Source organism: Pseudoalteromonas sp. HL-AS2, from assembly GCF_031198805.1.
Lineage (GTDB): Bacteria > Pseudomonadota > Gammaproteobacteria > Enterobacterales > Alteromonadaceae > Pseudoalteromonas > Pseudoalteromonas nigrifaciens.
On sequence record NZ_CP133571.1, the window covers coordinates 945,130 to 963,048 of the forward strand.

Sequence of the window (17,919 nt, forward strand, 5' to 3'; positions counted from 1 at the left end):
CAAACGATTCCTGCCTTACCTTAAAGTAAAAATAAGTAGGCAAAAAAAAGCCAGCTAAATGCTGGCTAAAATTAACAAAGGGGAGTGTTAATTAATTTAAATTAATGACTATTACCCTTACTTTCCGCTAAATACAGGATGGCGTTTTTGTAAAAACGCCTCCATACCTTCACGTTGATCTTTTGATGCAAATAATAACGCATTTGCTTTGCGCTCCAGCGCCATAGCACTGGCAAGTGGAGCGTCCATTCCTGCTAAAATAACTTCTTTTATTTGCTCTGCCGCTAGCGGAGGCATACGTGCTATGCGACGACAATTTGCTAGTGCCTGTTTATATACATCGTCATCTTCGCACAGCTCACTTACCAGTCCGCCTACCCAAGCATCGTAAGCACTAATAGGCTTGCCTGTAAGCGCCATTTGCATTGCTTTAGCTTTACCTACTGCACGTACTAAACGCTGCGTGCCACCAATACCTGGCATAATGCCAATGGCTATTTCGGGCTGACAAAAACTTGCGCCTTTACCGGCAATAATAATGTCGGCCAACATGGCCAGTTCACAGCCACCGCCATACGCGTAGCCATTTACTGCAGCAACTACAGGAATTGGGCATTGCTCAATAGGTGCCCATAGGCGTTCTGTATGGCGCTGGTAAATCTCAATTGGGTCTGCATCTATTAAGCTAGTAATGTCGCCGCCTGCAGCAAATACTTTGTCGCCACCGGTTAATAAAATACAGCGAATGTCTTTATTGTTTGCCAGCTCAGTAAAGTACTTAGATAGTAATGTTTGCAGCTCTAAGCTTAATGCATTGGTGGCACTGGGTCGGTTTAACGTTAACTCGGCCACGCCAGGCTCAGGGAAACTTAGTAAAACGCTAGGCTCGTTTGTATCTGTCATTCATTACTCCAAAACATTGCTAGGCAACGCACAGTAAAATTTCTATGTTGTTATTGTCACTTGTTGTCGCTAAACACAGCATCGTCCATTTAGACGAAGCTGGTTATCTAATACTGCCTGTACACTGTTTTTATGGAATTATTTTATGACAAGGCTTAATTATGCATGCGAGTAAAAACTATAAAGATAAAGTGGTACTCATAACCGGCGGTACTAAAGGCATTGGCCTTGGTATAGCACAAGGTTTCTTGTCGGCAGGCGCTAAAGTAGTAGTGTGTGGTCGTGAACAAGTAGAGCAGCTACCACAGGTAATCCTTGATGGAAAAACTCGTCAGGCACACTTTATTCAAGCAGATGTGAAAGATATTGATAGTACTGCAGCCATGTTTAGCACCATAGTAAAAGAATATGGCACGCTTGATGTACTCATTAATAATGCGGGCGGCAGTCCATTTGCTTTGGCCGATAAAGCATCTCCTCGTTTTCATGAGGCTATTCTTAAGCTTAATTTAATTGCACCGTTAAACGTAGCACAGCAAGCAAACGAAATAATGCAAGCAAATAACAGTGGCTGCATTATTTTTATAGGCAGTATTAGTGCCATGCGAGCTTCACCAGGTACGGCGGCTTATGGCGCTGCTAAAGCGGGTATTTTATCTTTAGTAAAATCACTTGCAGTAGAGTGGGCACCTAAAGTGCGTGTTGTGGCGGTAAGCCCAGGGTTAGTACATACCGAAAACTCACACCTACATTACGGTGATGAGGCCGGAATTGCCGCAGTAAGCGCAACAATTCCAGCAGGGCGTATGGCGCAACCAGATGATATTGCTAACGCTTGTTTGTTTTTAGCTTCAGCAGAAGCAAGTTATGCAAGTGGCTGTAATTTACTGCTAAATGGCGGCGGTGAAATGCCCGCTTTTCTTAGTGCTAGCGAAACTAACTAAATAATTAATAATTTTAATTTTTAGAATTTATCTTGATAAATGCAGGAGACGAACATTGGCTAAATATGAATGGTTTGCAGAAATAGAAGCGATGATAGGGCGACAATATGGTCGTATCTATGCGTGGGACAAGGTTAATGAAGCTATGGTACGTCAGTGGTGTGAAATTATGGGGGTAGAAAACCCACTTTACACCGATGCAGACTACGCGGCAACAACCGAGTATGGGCAACTAGTAGCACCACCAGCAATGTTACAAAGTTGGTGTTTAGCGGGCTTTGGTGACAAAATTTTAGCACCAGGTTCAACTACCGAAAACCCGTATGGCGTACTCGAAATACTTGAAAAAAATGGCTACCCAGCGGTCGTGGCAGTTAATTCTAACCTAACGTTTGATCGCTACATTACTATGGGTGAAAAGCTTTATTACACCACAGTACTCGATAGCATCAGTGAAGAAAAAACTACCGCACTGGGCACCGGCTTTTTTGTTACGTTAAAAATGACTTATTTCTCAGAAAAAACCAATGGTGAAGCCGACGAAAAAGTAGGCGACATGATGTTTAGAGTCATTAAATTTAAACCAGCGCAAAGGCCTGAGCAAACAGCGCCCGCTAAAGAAGCACCAGCTAGAAAGCGTCCTAAGCCTGGGGTCAGCGACGATAATCGCTTCTTTTGGGAAGGATTTGGCGAGCAAGAGCTGCGTATTCAACATTGTATAAGCTGCGACAAATTACAACACCCACCAGCACCTGTGTGCATGCATTGCCATTCGTTTGAACTTGATTACCAAGTAGCTAGTGGTAAGGGTGAGCTGTATTCATTTGTGATAATGCACTACCCACATGTAGCCCCATTTGATAGCCCAAATCCTATTGGTTTGATTGAGCTTGAAGAAGGCGTACGTATTCCAGCAGGCTTAATCGGAGTTGAAGAAGGTGTAGCTCCTAAAATTGGCCAAAAAGTGCAAGTCGAATATCACACATTTGATGGTGAGCTGACCTTGCCACAATTTAGACTTGTTCCAACTAAGGAGTCGTAATGGATTTTAATTTAAGCGAAGAGCAATCAGCCATTGCAGAAATGGCCAATAGCTTATTTACCGATACCTGTACCGATGACTTTCTGCGTGACTATGACGAAGCAGGCCAAGGCACCATGACGCAGTTATGGAACTCGTGTATAGAAACCGGGCTGCACGGGGTAATTATTCCCGAAGCAACAGGCGGGATTGATTTAGGTATGACCGAACTGAGCTTAGTATTACAGGCGCAAGGCGGGGCGTTAGGGCAAGTTCCTTTGTGGCGTCATCAGCTGGTGGCTACTGCCATTGCAAAGTTTGCGGGTGCACAGCTGCAAACAGTTGCACAAGCTGCGGCTGAGGGCACAAACCTATTAACGCTGGCATTTAACTTAGTAAATACCCACAGCGAAGCGACGCTCAACGTAGAAAAAACGCATGACGGCTTAAGTATTAATGGCTTAGTGCAGTCGGTGGCAGTTGCAGGACTCGCTGACTTTGTTTTACTACCACTAACCCTTGATGAGCAAACACGCTGGGCACTAGTGGCAACAACAGCGCCAGGTTTAACCCTAGTTAAAGGGCAGATGACCCAAGGCGAAGAAGTTGCAGACTTACAACTAAATAACCTGCTTGTAAGTAATGCGGCGTTACTCGATAGCAAAGCTAATGACTGGTTAGTACCAAGAATATTCGCCTCTTTGGCATCATTACAGTTAGGTGTTAGTGAAGCGCAAATTAAAAAAACCGTTGAATATATTAGTGAACGCCAACAGTTTGGTCGCGCTATAGGCACCTTTCAAGCAGTACAAATGACCATGGCCGATACCAAAATTGCCCTTGAGGCATTACGCAGTAATGTATGGCAGTTGTGTTATCGCCTTGATAATAACTTAGGCTGCGATCACGAAGCGTTAGCAACAGCGTGGCATGCCTGCGAAGCGGGTCATTCTATTGGCCACAAAGCGCAACATGTGCATGGCGGTTTTGGTGTAGATGTTAGTTACGTTATCTACCGATACCTCTATTGGAGCCGGGCTATTAGCCTAAACTTGGGCGGGAGTCCCGCATTATTGGCAAAACTTGGCGATGCCTTAACCGAAAATAATAAGCTGGGGTGGAAATATGACCTTGATGAAAACAATGCAATTTAACGACATAAACGTAGGTGACAAGCTACCTGAAAAAGCGATTCCAATTACCGTGGCACTTATCTCTAATGGGGCTTTAGCAACGCGTGATTTTTTTCCAGGCCATCACGATAAAGATGCCGCTATTGCGCTGGGATCACCACATATTTTTATGAATATTTTAACCACTAATGGCTTAGTGCAAAGCTATGTAGAAGGCTGGAGCGGCCCACAAAGTCGCTTAAAAAATATTGATATTAAATTAGGTATGCCTAATTACCCAGGCGATGTTATGACCTTTATGGGCGAAGTAACCGCAACCGATGCCACAACCCGCACTGTGGATGTAGGTTTAGCCGGCAAAAATAAATACGGCATGCATGTTACAGGTACCGTGCAATTGGTATTGCCATAAAATTTAGGAGAGACAAGATGAGTGAGTCAATTAGTGGTAAAGCTGCCATTGTAGGTCTGGGGGCCACAGAGTTTTCTAAAAATTCAGGGCGTACTGAATTACGTTTAGCCATGGAGGCAACATTAGCAGCTTTAAAAGATGCGGGAATTGATCCCAGTGAAGTGGATGGCTTTAGTAGTTATTCAGTTGATAAAGTACCAGAGTACGAAATTGCGCGTTTATTAGGCTGTAAAGAAGTTAAGTTTTTTTCACAAATACCTCATGGCGGCGGCGCAGCGTGCGCACCTATAGTGCATGCGGCAATGGCTGTGGCCAGTGGTGTGGCTAAAACCGTAGTGGTGTATCGGGCGATGAACGAGCGTTCTTGGTATCGTTTTGGTACTGGCGATTATGGCTTTTCATCAACCCCTATTTTTGAAAATGTGAATTACGGTTATTACATGCCCCACGGTTTTCATACACCTGCAAGTTGGGTGGGTATGTTTGCACAGCGTTATATGCATGAGTATGGCGCTACATCAGAAGATTTTGGTCTTGTTGCGGTTGCCGCACGTGACTTCGCAGCAACTAACCCTGCGGCATTCTTTTACGAAAAACCAATTACTTTGGCCGATCACCAAGCGTCTAAGTGGATTTGTGAACCGCTACATTTACTTGATTGTTGTCAAGAATCTGATGGTGCGGTGGCAATGATTATTACCAGTGTTGAGCGTGCAAAAACGCTAAAAAATAAACCTGTAGTAATTAAAGCCGGTTCGCAAGGTATTGCCGAAGGTCAGCAAAGTATGACCTCGTATTATCGCGACGACATTACCGGTTTACCCGAAATGGGCATAGTAGCAAAAGAGCTTTATGCACAATCGGGCCTAGGGCCAGATGATTTTCAAACTGCGATTATTTACGATCACTTTACCCCATTTGTATTACCACAACTTGAAGAGTTTGGGTTTGTGGAACGTGGTAAAGCAAAAGAGTTTATTCGCGCAGGTCATCATCAACGTGGTGGTAAGTTACCTATTAATACCCACGGAGGACAATTAGGTGAAGCCTATATCCATGGTATGAATGGTGTGGCCGAAGCAGTACGACAAGTGCGTGGAACAGCAGTAAACCAAGTTGATAATGTTGAAAATGTACTCGTTACAGCAGGCACTGGTGTACCCACCAGCGGCTTAATTTTAGGCGCAGAGTAGGAGTGCAAAATGTTCATTGATTTAACACCAGAACAACGGGCGTTACGCCTAGAAGTACGTGATTACTTTTCGCAATTAATGACACCCGAACTGCGTCAAAAGCTAAGAGGCAGTGAAGGCGGCGAAGACTTCCGTAAGGTTGTACGTCAAATGGGTAAAGACGGCTGGTTAGCTGTTGGTTGGCCAAAAGAGCACGGCGGCCAAGGTTATCAAGCCACCGAGCAGCTAATATTTTTTGAAGAAGGCAATATTGCAGGCGCGCCCCTACCATTTGTTACTATTAGCACAGTAGGTCCTGCGTTAATGGAATACGGTACTGAGTTACAAAAAGAAAAGTTTTTGCCTGGTATTGCTAATGGTGAAATTCATTTTGCCATTGGTTATTCAGAACCAAATGCGGGCTCTGATCTAGCCACTTTAAAAACCAAAGCCAGCCTAGAGGGCAACAACTTTATTGTTAATGGCAATAAGCTATGGACCTCAGGCGCTGAGTCGGCCGACTATATTTGGTTAGCTGCACGAACCGATCAAGAGCTGGCGCGTCACAAAGGGATTTCTATTATGATTTTAGATACCCAAAGTGAAGGCTTTAGCAGCACAGTTATTCCAACGTGTTCAAACCCAACCGCGGCTACTTATTACGACAACGTAAAAGTACCTCAAGAAATGCTGGTGGGTGAATTAAATGGCGGTTGGCGTTTAATTACTTCGCAACTTAACCATGAGCGTTTAGGTTTAGGTTCGTGGTCTGATAAAGTGGTTGGCTTATTTCGTCGAGTATATTTGTGGGCTAATACCGCAGATGAGCAAGGCAAGTCTGCTGCTAATAACCCTTGGGTGCGCGCAGCGTTAGCTGAGTGTTACGCTAAGTTAGAAGCCATGCGCTTAATTAACTTTCGTATCGCCGCCGATTTAGAAAAAGGCCATATGGATATTGCTCTGGCGTCAATTACTAAAGTATATGGCTCAGAATGCTCAATTGAAATACTGCGTAAGCTGATTGATATTGTGGGAATGAATGGCATGGTTCGCGATGATTCTGCCGCGTCATTTTTATTGGGTGAGCTGGAATACGAAGTACGTGCCTCGGTTACCTTAACCTTTGGTGGTGGTGCTAATGAGTTACAACGAGAACTAATAGCCCAATTTGGTATTGGTATGCCACGCGCAGTGCGCTAACAGGAGATAACAGCATGAGTGAGTTAACTGAATTTCGCCAGCAGGTTCGTACTTGGCTAGAGGCAAATTGTCCTATGTCGCTGCGCACCCCAACGCCTGATGGCGAGCTCATTTGGGGCGGGAGTGAGGTTAACTTCACTTTTGATGATCAACGCCAGTGGTTTAATAGCATGCGCGACAAACATTGGTTTTGTCCTAGTTGGCCAACGCAGTACGGTGGTGGTGGTTTAACTGCGCAGCAAAACAGCGTATTAGAAAGTGAAATGCGCCGTTTAAAGTGTCGCCCGCCACAAATTAATTTAGGTATTTGGATGTTAGGTCCTGTGCTGTTAGAGCACGGAACTGAGCTGCAAAAACAACAGTTTTTAACACCAATGACTCGCGGTGAAGTACGTTGGTGCCAAGGGTTTAGTGAGCCAAACGCCGGCTCTGATTTGGCCAGTATTCGTACCAGCGCAGTTGATCAAGGCGATCATTACTTAGTTAATGGTAGTAAAATTTGGACTTCTTACGGTGACAAATCCGATTGGATGTACGCATTAGTACGCACCGATGCTAAAGCCCCTAAACACCAAGGCATTAGTTTATTACTCCTCGATATGCACAGCCAAGGTGTGCAAGCCAAACCTATTGATTTAATTAGCGGTAAATCTTCTTTTTGTGAAGTGTTTTTCGATAATGTAGTCGTACCCAAAGAAAATCTTATAGGTGAGCTCAATGGCGGCTGGAAATTGGCTAAAGAATTGCTGCAACACGAACGCAGCGCAATGTCTAAGTTTGGTGAGTTTCAATTACCCACGCACTTTGACTTAATGTCACTAATGAGCGATTACATGCCAGCGCCACACAGCGCTAGTGAAGCCGCGCTTCTAAATAAGGCGGTTGCAGCCAATATGGAAGAGCAGGCATACAACTTAACGGTGCAACGCTTAGGTGCAGAAATGCAAGCGGGGCAAAGCTGTTTTGGTTTAATGTCGATTATGAAGTTAGTGCATACCGAACAAGAAAAAATTAAATTTGAATTATTACTCGATGCAATGGGTTACCGAGGTTTAGGTTGGGAAGATGATAGCTTTAGCGAGCAAGAGCAAGCAATTACTCGCGCTTGGCTAAATAGTTTTTCGCAAACCATAGCTGGCGGATCCTCAGAAGTTCAGCTGAACGTGATAGCAAAGCGTGTATTGCAATTACCTGAAAATAAAGGAGTAAGCTGATGAGTATGGTATATAGCGAAGACGATCGCATGTTGGCAGATACCGCAGAAGAGTTTTTAAGTGCGCAAAGCCCTGTCGCAGCGCAGCGCGCATTACGCGATAAGCCAACCGCAGTTAATTTTGATGAAAAAATTTGGCAACAAATGCTGGAACTAGGTTGGGGAGCAATTACTTTTCCCGAAGAGCTGGGTGGCCTAGATTTTGGTTATAAAGGAATGGGCGCAATATTTGAAGCTATGGGTAAACACCTGAGTGCTTCGCCAATGTTATCGTCGGTAACCCTGTGTGGTTCATTATTACAACAACTAGCCAACGCAGAACAGCAAACCTGGTTAACAGCAATAATGAGTGGTGAAAAACGCTTAGCCTTAGCGGTTGACGAACACGCAAGGCACGATCCCGACAGCATGCAAACAACGGCAACAACAGCGGTAGATGGCTTTGTGTTAAATGGTAAAAAAACCATGGTTATTGATGGTGTCAGCCCCGATGGCTGGATAGTTGCGGCGCAGCATAACGCTGGCTGTAGTGTGTTTATTGTGCCATTTAGTGAGCAAGTAAAGGTTAAGCGCCTTAACCTTATCGATGCACGCAATTACGCCGAGCTTACTTTTAATGACTTAAAACTACCCGCAGAAGCCTTATTAGGCGATGCTGGCAATAGCTTAAAAGCACTGCAACAAGCACTCGATTTAGGTCGTTTATGTTTAAGTGCTGAAATGCTTGGTGCTATTAAAGCGCTGTTTGATATGACTATAGAATACTTAAAGGTACGTGAACAATTTGGTGTAAAAATTGGTACTTTTCAGGCATTACAACATCGTGCGGCACGCTGTTATGTAGAATTAGAATTAGCTCAATCTTGTGTTATAGCCGCACTTTCGGATGCAGATAAGGCTGACGCAAATTTAGCCTCAAGCGCTAGTTTAGCTAAATGGAAACTATCAAAAGTAGCCGATTTAATCAGCGGTGAAGCGGTGCAAATGCATGGCGGCATTGGGGTTACTGATGAGCTAGACATTGGTCTTTACCTAAAGCGCATTCGCGTAGCACAAATGTGCCTTGGTGATGCCGATTACCATCAAGCGCGGTTTGCAGCTTTAGCGCCTTAAAACTCATCTAGAGTTAAACATAAAAAAACCAGCCAACAGTTATTCACTGCTGGCTGGTTTTTTTTACATGCGCTGAGAGCCTTAATGCGCGTTGAAGGTCGCTATTACTGTGCTGGCGCGCCAGGTACACCATAATAATATTGACCAGCCGTTAGGCCGCCATCTACCACCATTTCGGTGCCATTACAGTAAGATGCCTGATCCGAGACTAAAAAGTTAACCATATTGGCTACTTCTTCAGGCTGACAACCACGTTGCTGTGGAATAAATTTATAGCGTGGGTTCAGCTCTTCGCTACTTAGCCCCTGTGGGTTAGTCATGGGGGTATTTACAGCACCAGGATGCACACTATTTACACGTATACCAAACGGGCCTAGCTCAAGCGCTGCGGTGCGAGTTAACCCTCTTACTGCATATTTACTTGCAGCATACGCACCTGTGCCATTGTTAGGTAAAATAGACGAGGCTGATGAAATATTAACAATAGCGCCACTGCCGGCTTTTTTCATGCAGGGGATCACGCTATGTAAGCCTAAAAAGGTGCCGGTAATATTAATATCGATTAATTTACGAAACTGCTGCGGCTCTGTGGTTTCGAGCGTTGCGAACAGTAAAATCCCCGCATTATTAACTAAAATATCTATTTTTTGGTGCTTTTCTAAAGTTGCTGATACGATCGACTGCCATTGTAGCTCATCGGTTACATCGTGTGTCATTGGCGTAACCTTGTCGCCAAGCTCTTGCGCCATTTGGTTAAGCTCTTCAGTTAAAATATCAGTGGCTATAACAGTGGCTCCAGAGTCAACCAGTGCTTGGCATATTGCTCTACCGATACCCCGTGCGGCACCGGTAACTAAGGCGACTTTATTGGTTAAATGTGTAGCGTTTTTCATTGTTAGTTTCTCGCTTTAAAATAGTTGTAAGTATTATTGCTGAGGTTCTTGCTGAGCCATAAAAAGGCAGCAGCTTTAATTATGGTAATAAAATAGGGGCGAGTGCCCCTATGTTAAAAGTGTTAGTAGTTAGTCGCTATTAGCAGCTTAAGCCAGCTTTATAACCGGCACTAATTGCACCCTCTATATAGGCAACGTCATTACAATCACCAATGTCTTTTACTGTATGGCCAGCTGCAATTAAGCTGTTTGTTAAGCTATTATCAGTGGTAATACCCGTTGCCATTACTACGGTATCGGCAAGGCAGCTGCGGGGTTGCTCGTCCACTTTATAGTGCACAGCGTGGGTATCGATGGCGGTAACGTCTGCCTGAGTAATTAAAGTAACGCCTAATTGCCTAACATGATCAAGTACCCGCCAGCGCCTAACAATACTCAGCTCGATGCCTAAGTTACGTCCGGCTTCTATAACGGTCACTTCGCGGCCACGCTCAGCTAAAAACTCGGCCAGCTCTAAGCCCACTAAGCCACCGCCAACAATAGTGACGCGCTTGCCAAGTGGCATCCATAAATGCGATAAGCGTTGTAATTTATCTACGTGTTTTGTTAAGCCCAGGGTGTTGCCCGCTCCTAACATTAAGCGCTGTAGCGCGGTTAGCTTATTGCTAGTGTTAGTACTTACTTCGCCGGTAAGTAACTGTCTAAGTTGTTCGCCAGACCAAACGTGGCTTAACTCACAACCCTGTATGTCGGGCATGCCACGGCTGGCGCCGGTTGCTACAAACACTTCATCGGCATTTAGTGTGCTAATTAATTTCGGAGTCGCTGTGGTATTAAGTTTTACTGTAACCTTAGATTGGGCTAGTTGCCTTAAATGGTAGTCGAGTAACTTGCCATTTTCGGGATAGGCCAGCGCTGCAAAAAATAATGTGCCGCCTAAGCGTTTACTGCGCTCTAACAAGGTTACTTTATGGCCTCGTTCACTGGCGGTTACAGCAGCTTCTATGCCAGCAGGCCCGCCACCAATTACCACAATATGTTTGGGCTTATCGGTCATTATTACTTTTAGTTCAAATTCTTTACCAGTCGCGGCATTAACAGCACATTTAACGCGCTGATTAATAAATACTTGGCTTACGCATACATAGCAATAAATACAGGGACGAATGTCGGCTTCACGATCTGCGGTGAGTTTATTTGGTAGTTCGGGATCGGCTAATAATTTACGTCCCATTGCAATAAAATCACACTTACCGCTGGCAATAGCAGCATCGGCAATATCGGGCTCTAAGCGGCCAACGGCAATTACCGGTATAGACACTTCTTTCTTCACTGCTGCAGCCCAATCTAAAAAGCCTGCTGGTTTATGCACTAGCGGCGCGGCGGTAAATGCAGAGCCTGTGGTTAAGGTGGCATAAGCAGAAATACTAACGGCATTTACACCCGCTTGTTCAACCATTTTGCTCACTGCAATACAGTCCTCAAGGGTAATACCGCCAGGGGTGTTGAGTTCGTGCGCATCTAGGCGTACCCACAATGGAAAATCTTGGCCTACGCGTTCGCGTATTGCCGCTATTACCTCTAGCAGTAAACGTGCGCGGTTTTCAATACTGCCGCCATATTCGTCATCACGTTTATTATAATAGCTCGATAAAAAGCCAGCCAAAATATACGAGTGCGCGCTGTGCAGCTCAATAGCATCAAAACCCGCTTGCTGAGCACGTTTTGCCGCTGCGGCAAACCATTCCACCATTTGGACAATATCGGCTTTTTCCATTACTTTTATGGTAATGGGTTTATCTGCTGGAGGTCTAACAAAGGTACTTAATTCTGTTGGTGTTACCGCTTGCATAATATCGCTTTGTGGTGGCGCAGGGGGCAGTGAAGGCACCCAAAGCTCGCGGCCTTCGGCTAAATCGCGTACTGCCGTTTTACCAGCATGCTGTAATTGCACCGCAATTTTTGCACCATGCTTATGCACCCGCTCGGTAAGTGCTTTTAATCCAGGAATAAACTCATCTTTAGAAATACCCACCTGATAAGGTTCGGCAGTTCCTGCGGGAAACGCAATAGCAATAGATCCCATAGTAATAAGGCCCACACCGCCTTTTGCTCTGGCTTCATAAAAAGCTTGAATACGCTCACTACAATGGCCATCAGGGTCAGCATAATTAGAGCCCATTGGCGCCATCATAATGCGGTTACGCAGCGTTAGTCCGCCTACTTTCCCTGGTTTAAGCAAGTGCTGATAATGTGACATAGATTATTACCTCTTATTATTTATGTTTTTTGAGGTGCTGTATTAGCCGTGTTGTAAAAAATCAATACAGCTGCTGTTAAACAGGCGTTGATGCTCTACTTGTACCCAATGACCACAACGATTAAGCATAATAAAGCGCGCTGTTGGTACGTTATCCAAAATTTTATGCATGCCTTGATGTGGATTAAATTTATCGTTAGTGCCCCAAAAGCCAAGCACTGGGCAGTTAAGCTCGCCAAGGCGTTCGGTCATGTTTGGCACCATCATAGTGCTAAATAAATTAGCCGGTTGAGTAACTGCCACTGCAGCGCGCTCTGCTAATATATCATCAGAAAGTACAGCTGAATCAAAAAGTTGTAACGACATCACTTCGCGCATTTGATCAACACCCATAGGGCCACGGCTGTATACTTCTACCATACGCACTATACCTTCCATTTGAAAATACGTTTCACGCTCTTCAACACCACCCGGGGCCATTAAAATTAGGCGCTCTACCGTATCGGGATAATCGAGAGCTTGCCCCAGCGCAATAGCACCGCCTAAAGAATTGCCTAATAAAGTCACCTTAGGTAAATCAAGGGCGTTTATAAAACCATTAAGTGCTGTGACAAAAAAAGCTAAATCGTAATTAACGTCATCGGGTTTATCTGAGCGACCAAAACCAGGTAAGTCGAGCACAATATTACGATAGCCCGCATCAGCAAATTCAGGATAATTGCCTTTAAAGTTACTAAAACCACTTGCTCCTGGGCCACTACCATGAAGCCAAATAACAATAGGGCCTTGGCCTTGCTCTAAATAATGTAATTTAAGGCCGTTTTCTAGGGTAACAAAGTGTCCCAGTGGTAACGGTAAATCCTGTGCTTTCTCTGGATTAGTTGTTTGCTGATTCAAAACTCTTACTCCTAATTTTGCCTTGCTAACAAGGTAATGAACGCTCACCACCTCTGCTTATTTATATAATTTTCCTACTTAATACTGCGTTGCTCGTTTGCTTAAAACATCGTCCATTTAGACCAGTGTTTTGTTTGTGTTGGTTAGTCTTATTGGACGATGCTGGTTTTTATTACATATCCCAGTATGAATTGGAAAATTAATATTGGTGCGACTGCAAATGTTGCTCTATATACGCCAAATTGGCTTGAGAAAAGCAAGGGGATAAAAATGAAACATCAGGATCAAGTTGTGCTAGTAACAGGTGCAGGGCAAGGCATAGGCCAATCAATAGTAAGTTATTTTGCTACTGCAGGCGCTAATGTCGCCGCGGTAGATATTAACGCCGACACATTAAATGCCAGCGTTAATGAATTAAATGCAAACGTTGCCGGCAATATTGTGGCTATTACTGCCAACATAGCAAAAAGCGACTCAGTACGTGATGCCATTGCCGCTGTAGTGGAAAAATTTGGCCGACTCGATGCCATTATTAATGTGGCTGGTGTGGGCTCTATTGATGCATTTGTTGATACCCCAGATGAGCACTGGGACAAAGTGATTGCAGTTAACTTAACCGGTACTTTTTTGTGTTGTCGTGAGGCGGCTAAAGTTATGCAAGCCCAAGGATCGGGTTGCATTATTAATGTTTCCAGCACGGCGGCATTAACCGGCGAAGGCCCAAGTCATTATTGTGCATCAAAAGCCGGTGTTATGGGGCTTACGCGTAGTATGGCACGCGAACTAGCGCCAGTGGGTATTCGGGTAAATACCATAGTACCAGGGCCAACCAATACACCCATGATGGCTGATATTCCAGAGGAGTGGACGCAGCAAATGATCGCGGCTATTCCATTAGCGCGCATGGGCGAAGGTGAAGACATTGCCAAAGTAGCGAGCTTTTTAGCGTGTGATGATTCTGGCTTTATTACCGGCCAAAATATCGCAGTAAATGGCGGCATGGCCTTTATTTAGGAGTGAATATGAGTGACTTAAGTTCAAGCCTTGAACAACGAATTGACCGCTTAGAGTCTATTGAGTCAATTCGTCAGCTCGCGGGTAAATACTCGTTGTCATTAGATATGCGTGACATTGACGCACATGTAGGCTTATTTGCTCCCGATGTACGTGTCGGGGGCGGTAAAACGGGCCGAGCTCATTTAAAAGCCTGGGTTGACTCAACCTTGCGCGATCAATTCACCGGCACGTCGCATCATTTAGGGCAGCACATTATTGAGTTTGTTGATGAGAACAATGCCATTGGTGTTGTGTACTCTAAAAATGAGCATGAAACCGGGCGTGAATGGGTACTGATGCAAATGCTGTATTGGGATGACTACCAACGCATTGATGGGGTGTGGTACTTCCGCCGTCGTTTGCCATGTTATTGGTACGCCAGCGATATAAATTCAGCGCCAATTGGCGATATGAAAATGCGCTGGCCGGGTCGCGAACCTTACACCGGCACCTTTCATGATTTATTCCCATCATGGCAGTCGTTTTGGCAGCATCGACCTAATTCAGATGAGTTACCCGAAGTGGCAACTCCTGCGCCACTTGAACAGTTTTTACGCACCATGCGGGGTGATACCCCAGCACCTAAAATCCGCGTTCGTTGATTAACACCAAAGGAGATAATATGTTGGACAATAATAAAATTCCTTATGCTGGAAGTCTCGACAACGCGCCAGTATCTAGAGCCGCCACACAACAAAAAATGGATAAGCGCGCACTAGCAGTACGCTCGGTTAGTCCGTCGCAAAAGTACAGCATTGCCGACCGCCTAGAAGCGCAAGCAGTAGCACATGGCGATGCGCCATTTTTGATTTATCAAGGTAAAAGCTACAGCTACAGCGAAGTAGATGCCCAAGCAAGTAAATTTGCTAAAGCGATACAGGCCCGTGGTTTAATGGAAGGTGATGTGTGTGCTATTGCGATTGAAAATCGCCCTGAGTTTTTCTTTGCGTGGTTTGGCTTAACCAAGCTGGGCGTAGTGGTCGCTTTTATTAACACTCAAGTACAAGGCAGCGTGCTTGAACATGCAATTAACACCACAGATGCCAATGTAGTTATTGTTGGTGAAGAATGTGTACAGCGTTTTATTGACACACCAGAGCTGGCAAATAAGTCAATTTGGCTGGTAGGCGATGATGAGGTAGTTGATAAACCGGTACTTCCTCAGTGGATTGATAGCAGCTTTGATAGCGATGTGGCTGCGCGCAGTGGCACAAGTTGTAAGCAGGCACGTGGCTCAACGGTGGGCGAAACCCCAACTTTACTTATTTTTACCTCAGGCACTACCGGGTTACCTAAAGCGGCGATTTACAGCCATATGCGTTGGTTAACCTCGGGTGATGTGATGGTTGAAACCATTGATGCCACACCAAATGACGTATTTTATTGTTGTTTACCTTTATACCACGGCGCTGCAGCCACTTCAGTGACTTCAACTGCGCTCGCGGCGGGGTCAAGCATAGTGGTTAGGCGTAAATTTAGTGTTAGGCAATTTTGGGATGATATTCAAACGCATAACATTACCGTTTGCCAATACATAGGTGAGATTTGCCGCTACCTGCTTAACTACGCCGAGGCCACGGGAATTAAGCCAAAAGATCATCAACTGCGCTGCATGTTAGGCGCCGGTTTAACCGAAACTAGTTGGCATCGTTGGCTTGAGTACTTTGGCGAAATGGACGTGCTAGAAGGGTGGGGATCTACCGAAGCGAATACTAACTTACTTAATTTAGATAACTATATTGGTTCGTGTGGTCGCGTGCCGCGCTGGGATCGCACCAATTTTAGATTAGTTAAATTTGATACCGAAACCGAAACCCATGTTAAAGATGCGAACGGGCATTATGTTTTATGCCAACCTGGCGAAGTAGGGGAAGGGCTGGGAATGATAATTAACATGCCTGATTTTGGTGGCGGGCGCTTTGAGGGCTATACCTCAAAACAAGGCACTGAGCAGAAAATTTTACGCAATGTGTTTCAGCAAGGTGACGCCTATTGGCGCTCGGGCGATTTACTGCGCTACGATGACAACGGTTATTTTTATTTTGTCGATCGCATTGGTGATACCTATCGCTGGAAAAGTGAAAATGTATCATCGCAAGAAGTGGCTACCGCTTTGGCTGAATACGATGGCGCCGAGCTGGTTAATATTTATGGCGTACAGGTTCCTGAAAATGAGGGACGAGCAGGTATGGCGGCCATTGTTATGCAACCAGGGCGGCAGTTTGATCCACAAGTGTTTTATGCTTTAACCATAGAAAAAGTGCCTAATTACGCCGCCCCTCAGTTTATTAGGGTAAGCAAAGCCGCCGACATGACATCAACCTATAAACTGCGTAAAGTCGACTTACAAAAACAAGGTTATGACCCAGTAGCGTGTAATGAGCCAATTTACATACGTAACGATAAGTTAGGCTGCTACCAGCCATACTGTGAAAGTGCGTTGCAAGCGGCAGGATTTTTACCGTTCTGTAGCAATCAGGAGGAAAAATAATGGGCTTAGCAGGAAACGCCGCGATTGTTGGTGCGGCGCAATATAAACCAGAGAAATACCAAACCGCGCCGCAAATGTTTCATTTAGAACAAGTGGCCGACTTAGCCAATCAAGCATTATTAGATGCTGGGCTACAAAAAAGTGATTTAGATGGTTTGGTTATTAATGGCCCACATTTTCACGAGGCCTCAGTATTTGTGCCGGCAATGGCCGCAGAATATTTAGGAATAGAAGTAAACTTTGCCGAAGTAGTTGATTTAGGCGGCTGTACCGCAGTTGCACAAATTTGGCGTGCAGCGGCAGCGATTGAGCTGGGATTATGCCAAGCGGTACTGTGTGTTATTCCCGCTCGCATGGCACCAATGGCACCAAATGAAGACCCAGCTTGGATGGCGCAAGCTATGCGTTATGGCGGCCACAGTACGGCATTTGGCGCACCAGAAGCAGAGTTTGATTTGCCCTATGGTCACATGGGGCAAAACACCGGTTATGCAATGATTGCACAGCGTTACGCAGCGCAATATGGCTACGATCAAGCGGCTATGGCTAAAATAGCAGTCGATCAGCGCTTTAATGCGCAATACCACAAAGACGCTATTTTTAAAGGCAAAGAGCTAACTATTGCACAAGTATTAGCTTCTAAAATGGTAGCCGACCCACTGCATGTACTAGAAATAGTCATGCCGGTATCGGGTGGCGCGGCGGTTATTGTGGCCTCTAAAGAAGTGGCTGCAAGAGCGAAAAAACGCCCTGCATTTATTACCGGTTTTGGTGAGCGTTTATCATTTAAATCGCCATCGTATGCGCAAGATATGACAGTGACGCCAGTTGCCGAAGCCGCAAAGCGTGCGTTTACTATGGCCGGGCTGTCGCCTAAAGATATACATGCAGCGCAAATTTATGATTGTTACACCATTACTGTGTTGTTATCACTTGAAGATGCAGGCTTTTGTCCTAAAGGGGAAGGCATGCGCTTTATTAAAGAGCATAACCTCACCTTTAAAGGCGACTTTCCGATGAACACCCACGGCGGGCAACTTAGTTTTGGTCAAGCTGCAGCAGCGGGCGGTTATTCTCAAGTTATTGAGGCTTTCCATCAAATTTCAAACTCTGCCGATCAACGACAGCTAAAAAGGTGTGACAATGTATTTGTTAGTGGCACCGGTGGCGTGATGAGTGAGCAGGGCGCATTGATATTACAAGGAGGCTAG

16 protein-coding genes are annotated in these 17,919 nt (G+C 45.1%); 12 read left to right on the forward strand and 4 right to left on the reverse strand.

Features of this window, described 5'->3' with window-relative positions; all coding sequences use genetic code 11:
• Nucleotides 1-117: 117 nt before the first annotated feature.
• Nucleotides 118-903 carry an enoyl-CoA hydratase gene (locus RB215_RS04495; protein WP_011327575.1) on the reverse strand — a complete coding sequence of 262 codons (786 nt, stop codon included), beginning with the start codon at nt 901-903 and terminating at the stop codon, nt 118-120.
• A 161-nt stretch (nt 904-1,064) separates the two neighbouring features.
• On the opposite strand from RB215_RS04495, the gene RB215_RS04500 reads away from it, so the two are divergent.
• Genes RB215_RS04500 through RB215_RS04535 form a run of 8 tightly spaced genes read left to right on the forward strand, consistent with a single transcriptional unit; the run spans nt 1,065 to nt 9,111 of the window.
• On the forward strand, nt 1,065-1,847 hold the full coding sequence (locus RB215_RS04500; protein ID WP_011327576.1) for an SDR family oxidoreductase: 783 nt from the start codon (nt 1,065-1,067) through the stop codon (nt 1,845-1,847).
• 55 nt (nt 1,848-1,902) lie between these two features.
• A complete protein-coding gene (locus RB215_RS04505; RefSeq protein ID WP_197181902.1) occupies nt 1,903-2,889 on the forward strand; it encodes an OB-fold domain-containing protein in 987 nt (328 codons plus the stop codon).
• Nucleotides 2,889-4,022 (forward strand): acyl-CoA dehydrogenase family protein, encoded by a 1,134-nt coding sequence (locus tag RB215_RS04510; protein WP_309216944.1) that lies wholly within the window; start codon nt 2,889-2,891, stop codon nt 4,020-4,022. Before RB215_RS04505 ends, RB215_RS04510 begins: the two co-directional genes overlap by 1 nt.
• Nucleotides 4,003-4,413: a MaoC family dehydratase gene (locus RB215_RS04515; protein WP_231617931.1), complete on the forward strand. Its 411-nt coding sequence runs from the start codon at nt 4,003-4,005 to the stop codon at nt 4,411-4,413. Before RB215_RS04510 ends, RB215_RS04515 begins: the two co-directional genes overlap by 20 nt.
• Before the next feature lie 17 nt (nt 4,414-4,430).
• Nucleotides 4,431-5,606, forward strand: coding sequence for a lipid-transfer protein (locus RB215_RS04520; RefSeq protein ID WP_011327580.1), 1,176 nt, complete (start codon nt 4,431-4,433; stop codon nt 5,604-5,606).
• A 9-nt stretch (nt 5,607-5,615) separates the two neighbouring features.
• Complete coding sequence (locus RB215_RS04525) at nt 5,616-6,785, forward strand: acyl-CoA dehydrogenase family protein (protein ID WP_309216945.1); 1,170 nt, start codon at nt 5,616-5,618, stop codon at nt 6,783-6,785.
• Nucleotides 6,786-6,799: 14 nt separating this feature from the next.
• Nucleotides 6,800-7,999 (forward strand): acyl-CoA dehydrogenase family protein, encoded by a 1,200-nt coding sequence (locus tag RB215_RS04530; protein ID WP_197181900.1) that lies wholly within the window; start codon nt 6,800-6,802, stop codon nt 7,997-7,999.
• A complete protein-coding gene (locus tag RB215_RS04535) occupies nt 7,999-9,111 on the forward strand; it encodes an acyl-CoA dehydrogenase family protein (protein ID WP_011327583.1) in 1,113 nt (370 codons plus the stop codon). Before RB215_RS04530 ends, RB215_RS04535 begins: the two co-directional genes overlap by 1 nt.
• A 104-nt stretch (nt 9,112-9,215) precedes the next feature.
• Here RB215_RS04535 and RB215_RS04540 read toward each other — a convergent pair whose 3' ends face one another.
• The 3 genes from RB215_RS04540 to RB215_RS04550 all read right to left on the reverse strand — a co-directional run bounded on the left by RB215_RS04540 (nt 9,216) and on the right by RB215_RS04550 (nt 13,161).
• Nucleotides 9,216-10,004 (reverse strand): SDR family NAD(P)-dependent oxidoreductase, encoded by a 789-nt coding sequence (locus RB215_RS04540; RefSeq protein WP_011327584.1) that lies wholly within the window; start codon nt 10,002-10,004, stop codon nt 9,216-9,218.
• Nucleotides 10,005-10,143: 139 nt separating this feature from the next.
• Nucleotides 10,144-12,264 (reverse strand): FAD-dependent oxidoreductase, encoded by a 2,121-nt coding sequence (locus RB215_RS04545; RefSeq protein WP_309216946.1) that lies wholly within the window; start codon nt 12,262-12,264, stop codon nt 10,144-10,146.
• A gap of 42 nt (nt 12,265-12,306) precedes the next feature.
• Nucleotides 12,307-13,161, reverse strand: coding sequence for an alpha/beta fold hydrolase (locus RB215_RS04550; protein WP_089367913.1), 855 nt, complete (start codon nt 13,159-13,161; stop codon nt 12,307-12,309).
• A gap of 270 nt (nt 13,162-13,431) precedes the next feature.
• Here RB215_RS04550 and RB215_RS04555 point away from each other — a divergent pair, with 270 nt between their 5' ends.
• The 4 genes from RB215_RS04555 to RB215_RS04570 are packed head-to-tail and all read left to right on the forward strand — an operon-like array spanning nt 13,432 to nt 17,919.
• Nucleotides 13,432-14,175, forward strand: a complete 744-nt coding sequence (locus RB215_RS04555; RefSeq protein WP_011327587.1) for an SDR family NAD(P)-dependent oxidoreductase — start codon at nt 13,432-13,434, stop codon at nt 14,173-14,175.
• A gap of 8 nt (nt 14,176-14,183) precedes the next feature.
• Entirely contained in the window at nt 14,184-14,819 is a 636-nt protein-coding gene (locus tag RB215_RS04560) for a nuclear transport factor 2 family protein (RefSeq protein ID WP_309216947.1), read from the forward strand.
• 20 nt (nt 14,820-14,839) lie between these two features.
• Nucleotides 14,840-16,708: a long-chain-acyl-CoA synthetase gene (locus RB215_RS04565; RefSeq protein WP_309216948.1), complete on the forward strand. Its 1,869-nt coding sequence runs from the start codon at nt 14,840-14,842 to the stop codon at nt 16,706-16,708.
• Entirely contained in the window at nt 16,708-17,919 is a 1,212-nt protein-coding gene (locus RB215_RS04570; protein WP_011327590.1) for a thiolase family protein, read from the forward strand. Before RB215_RS04565 ends, RB215_RS04570 begins: the two co-directional genes overlap by 1 nt.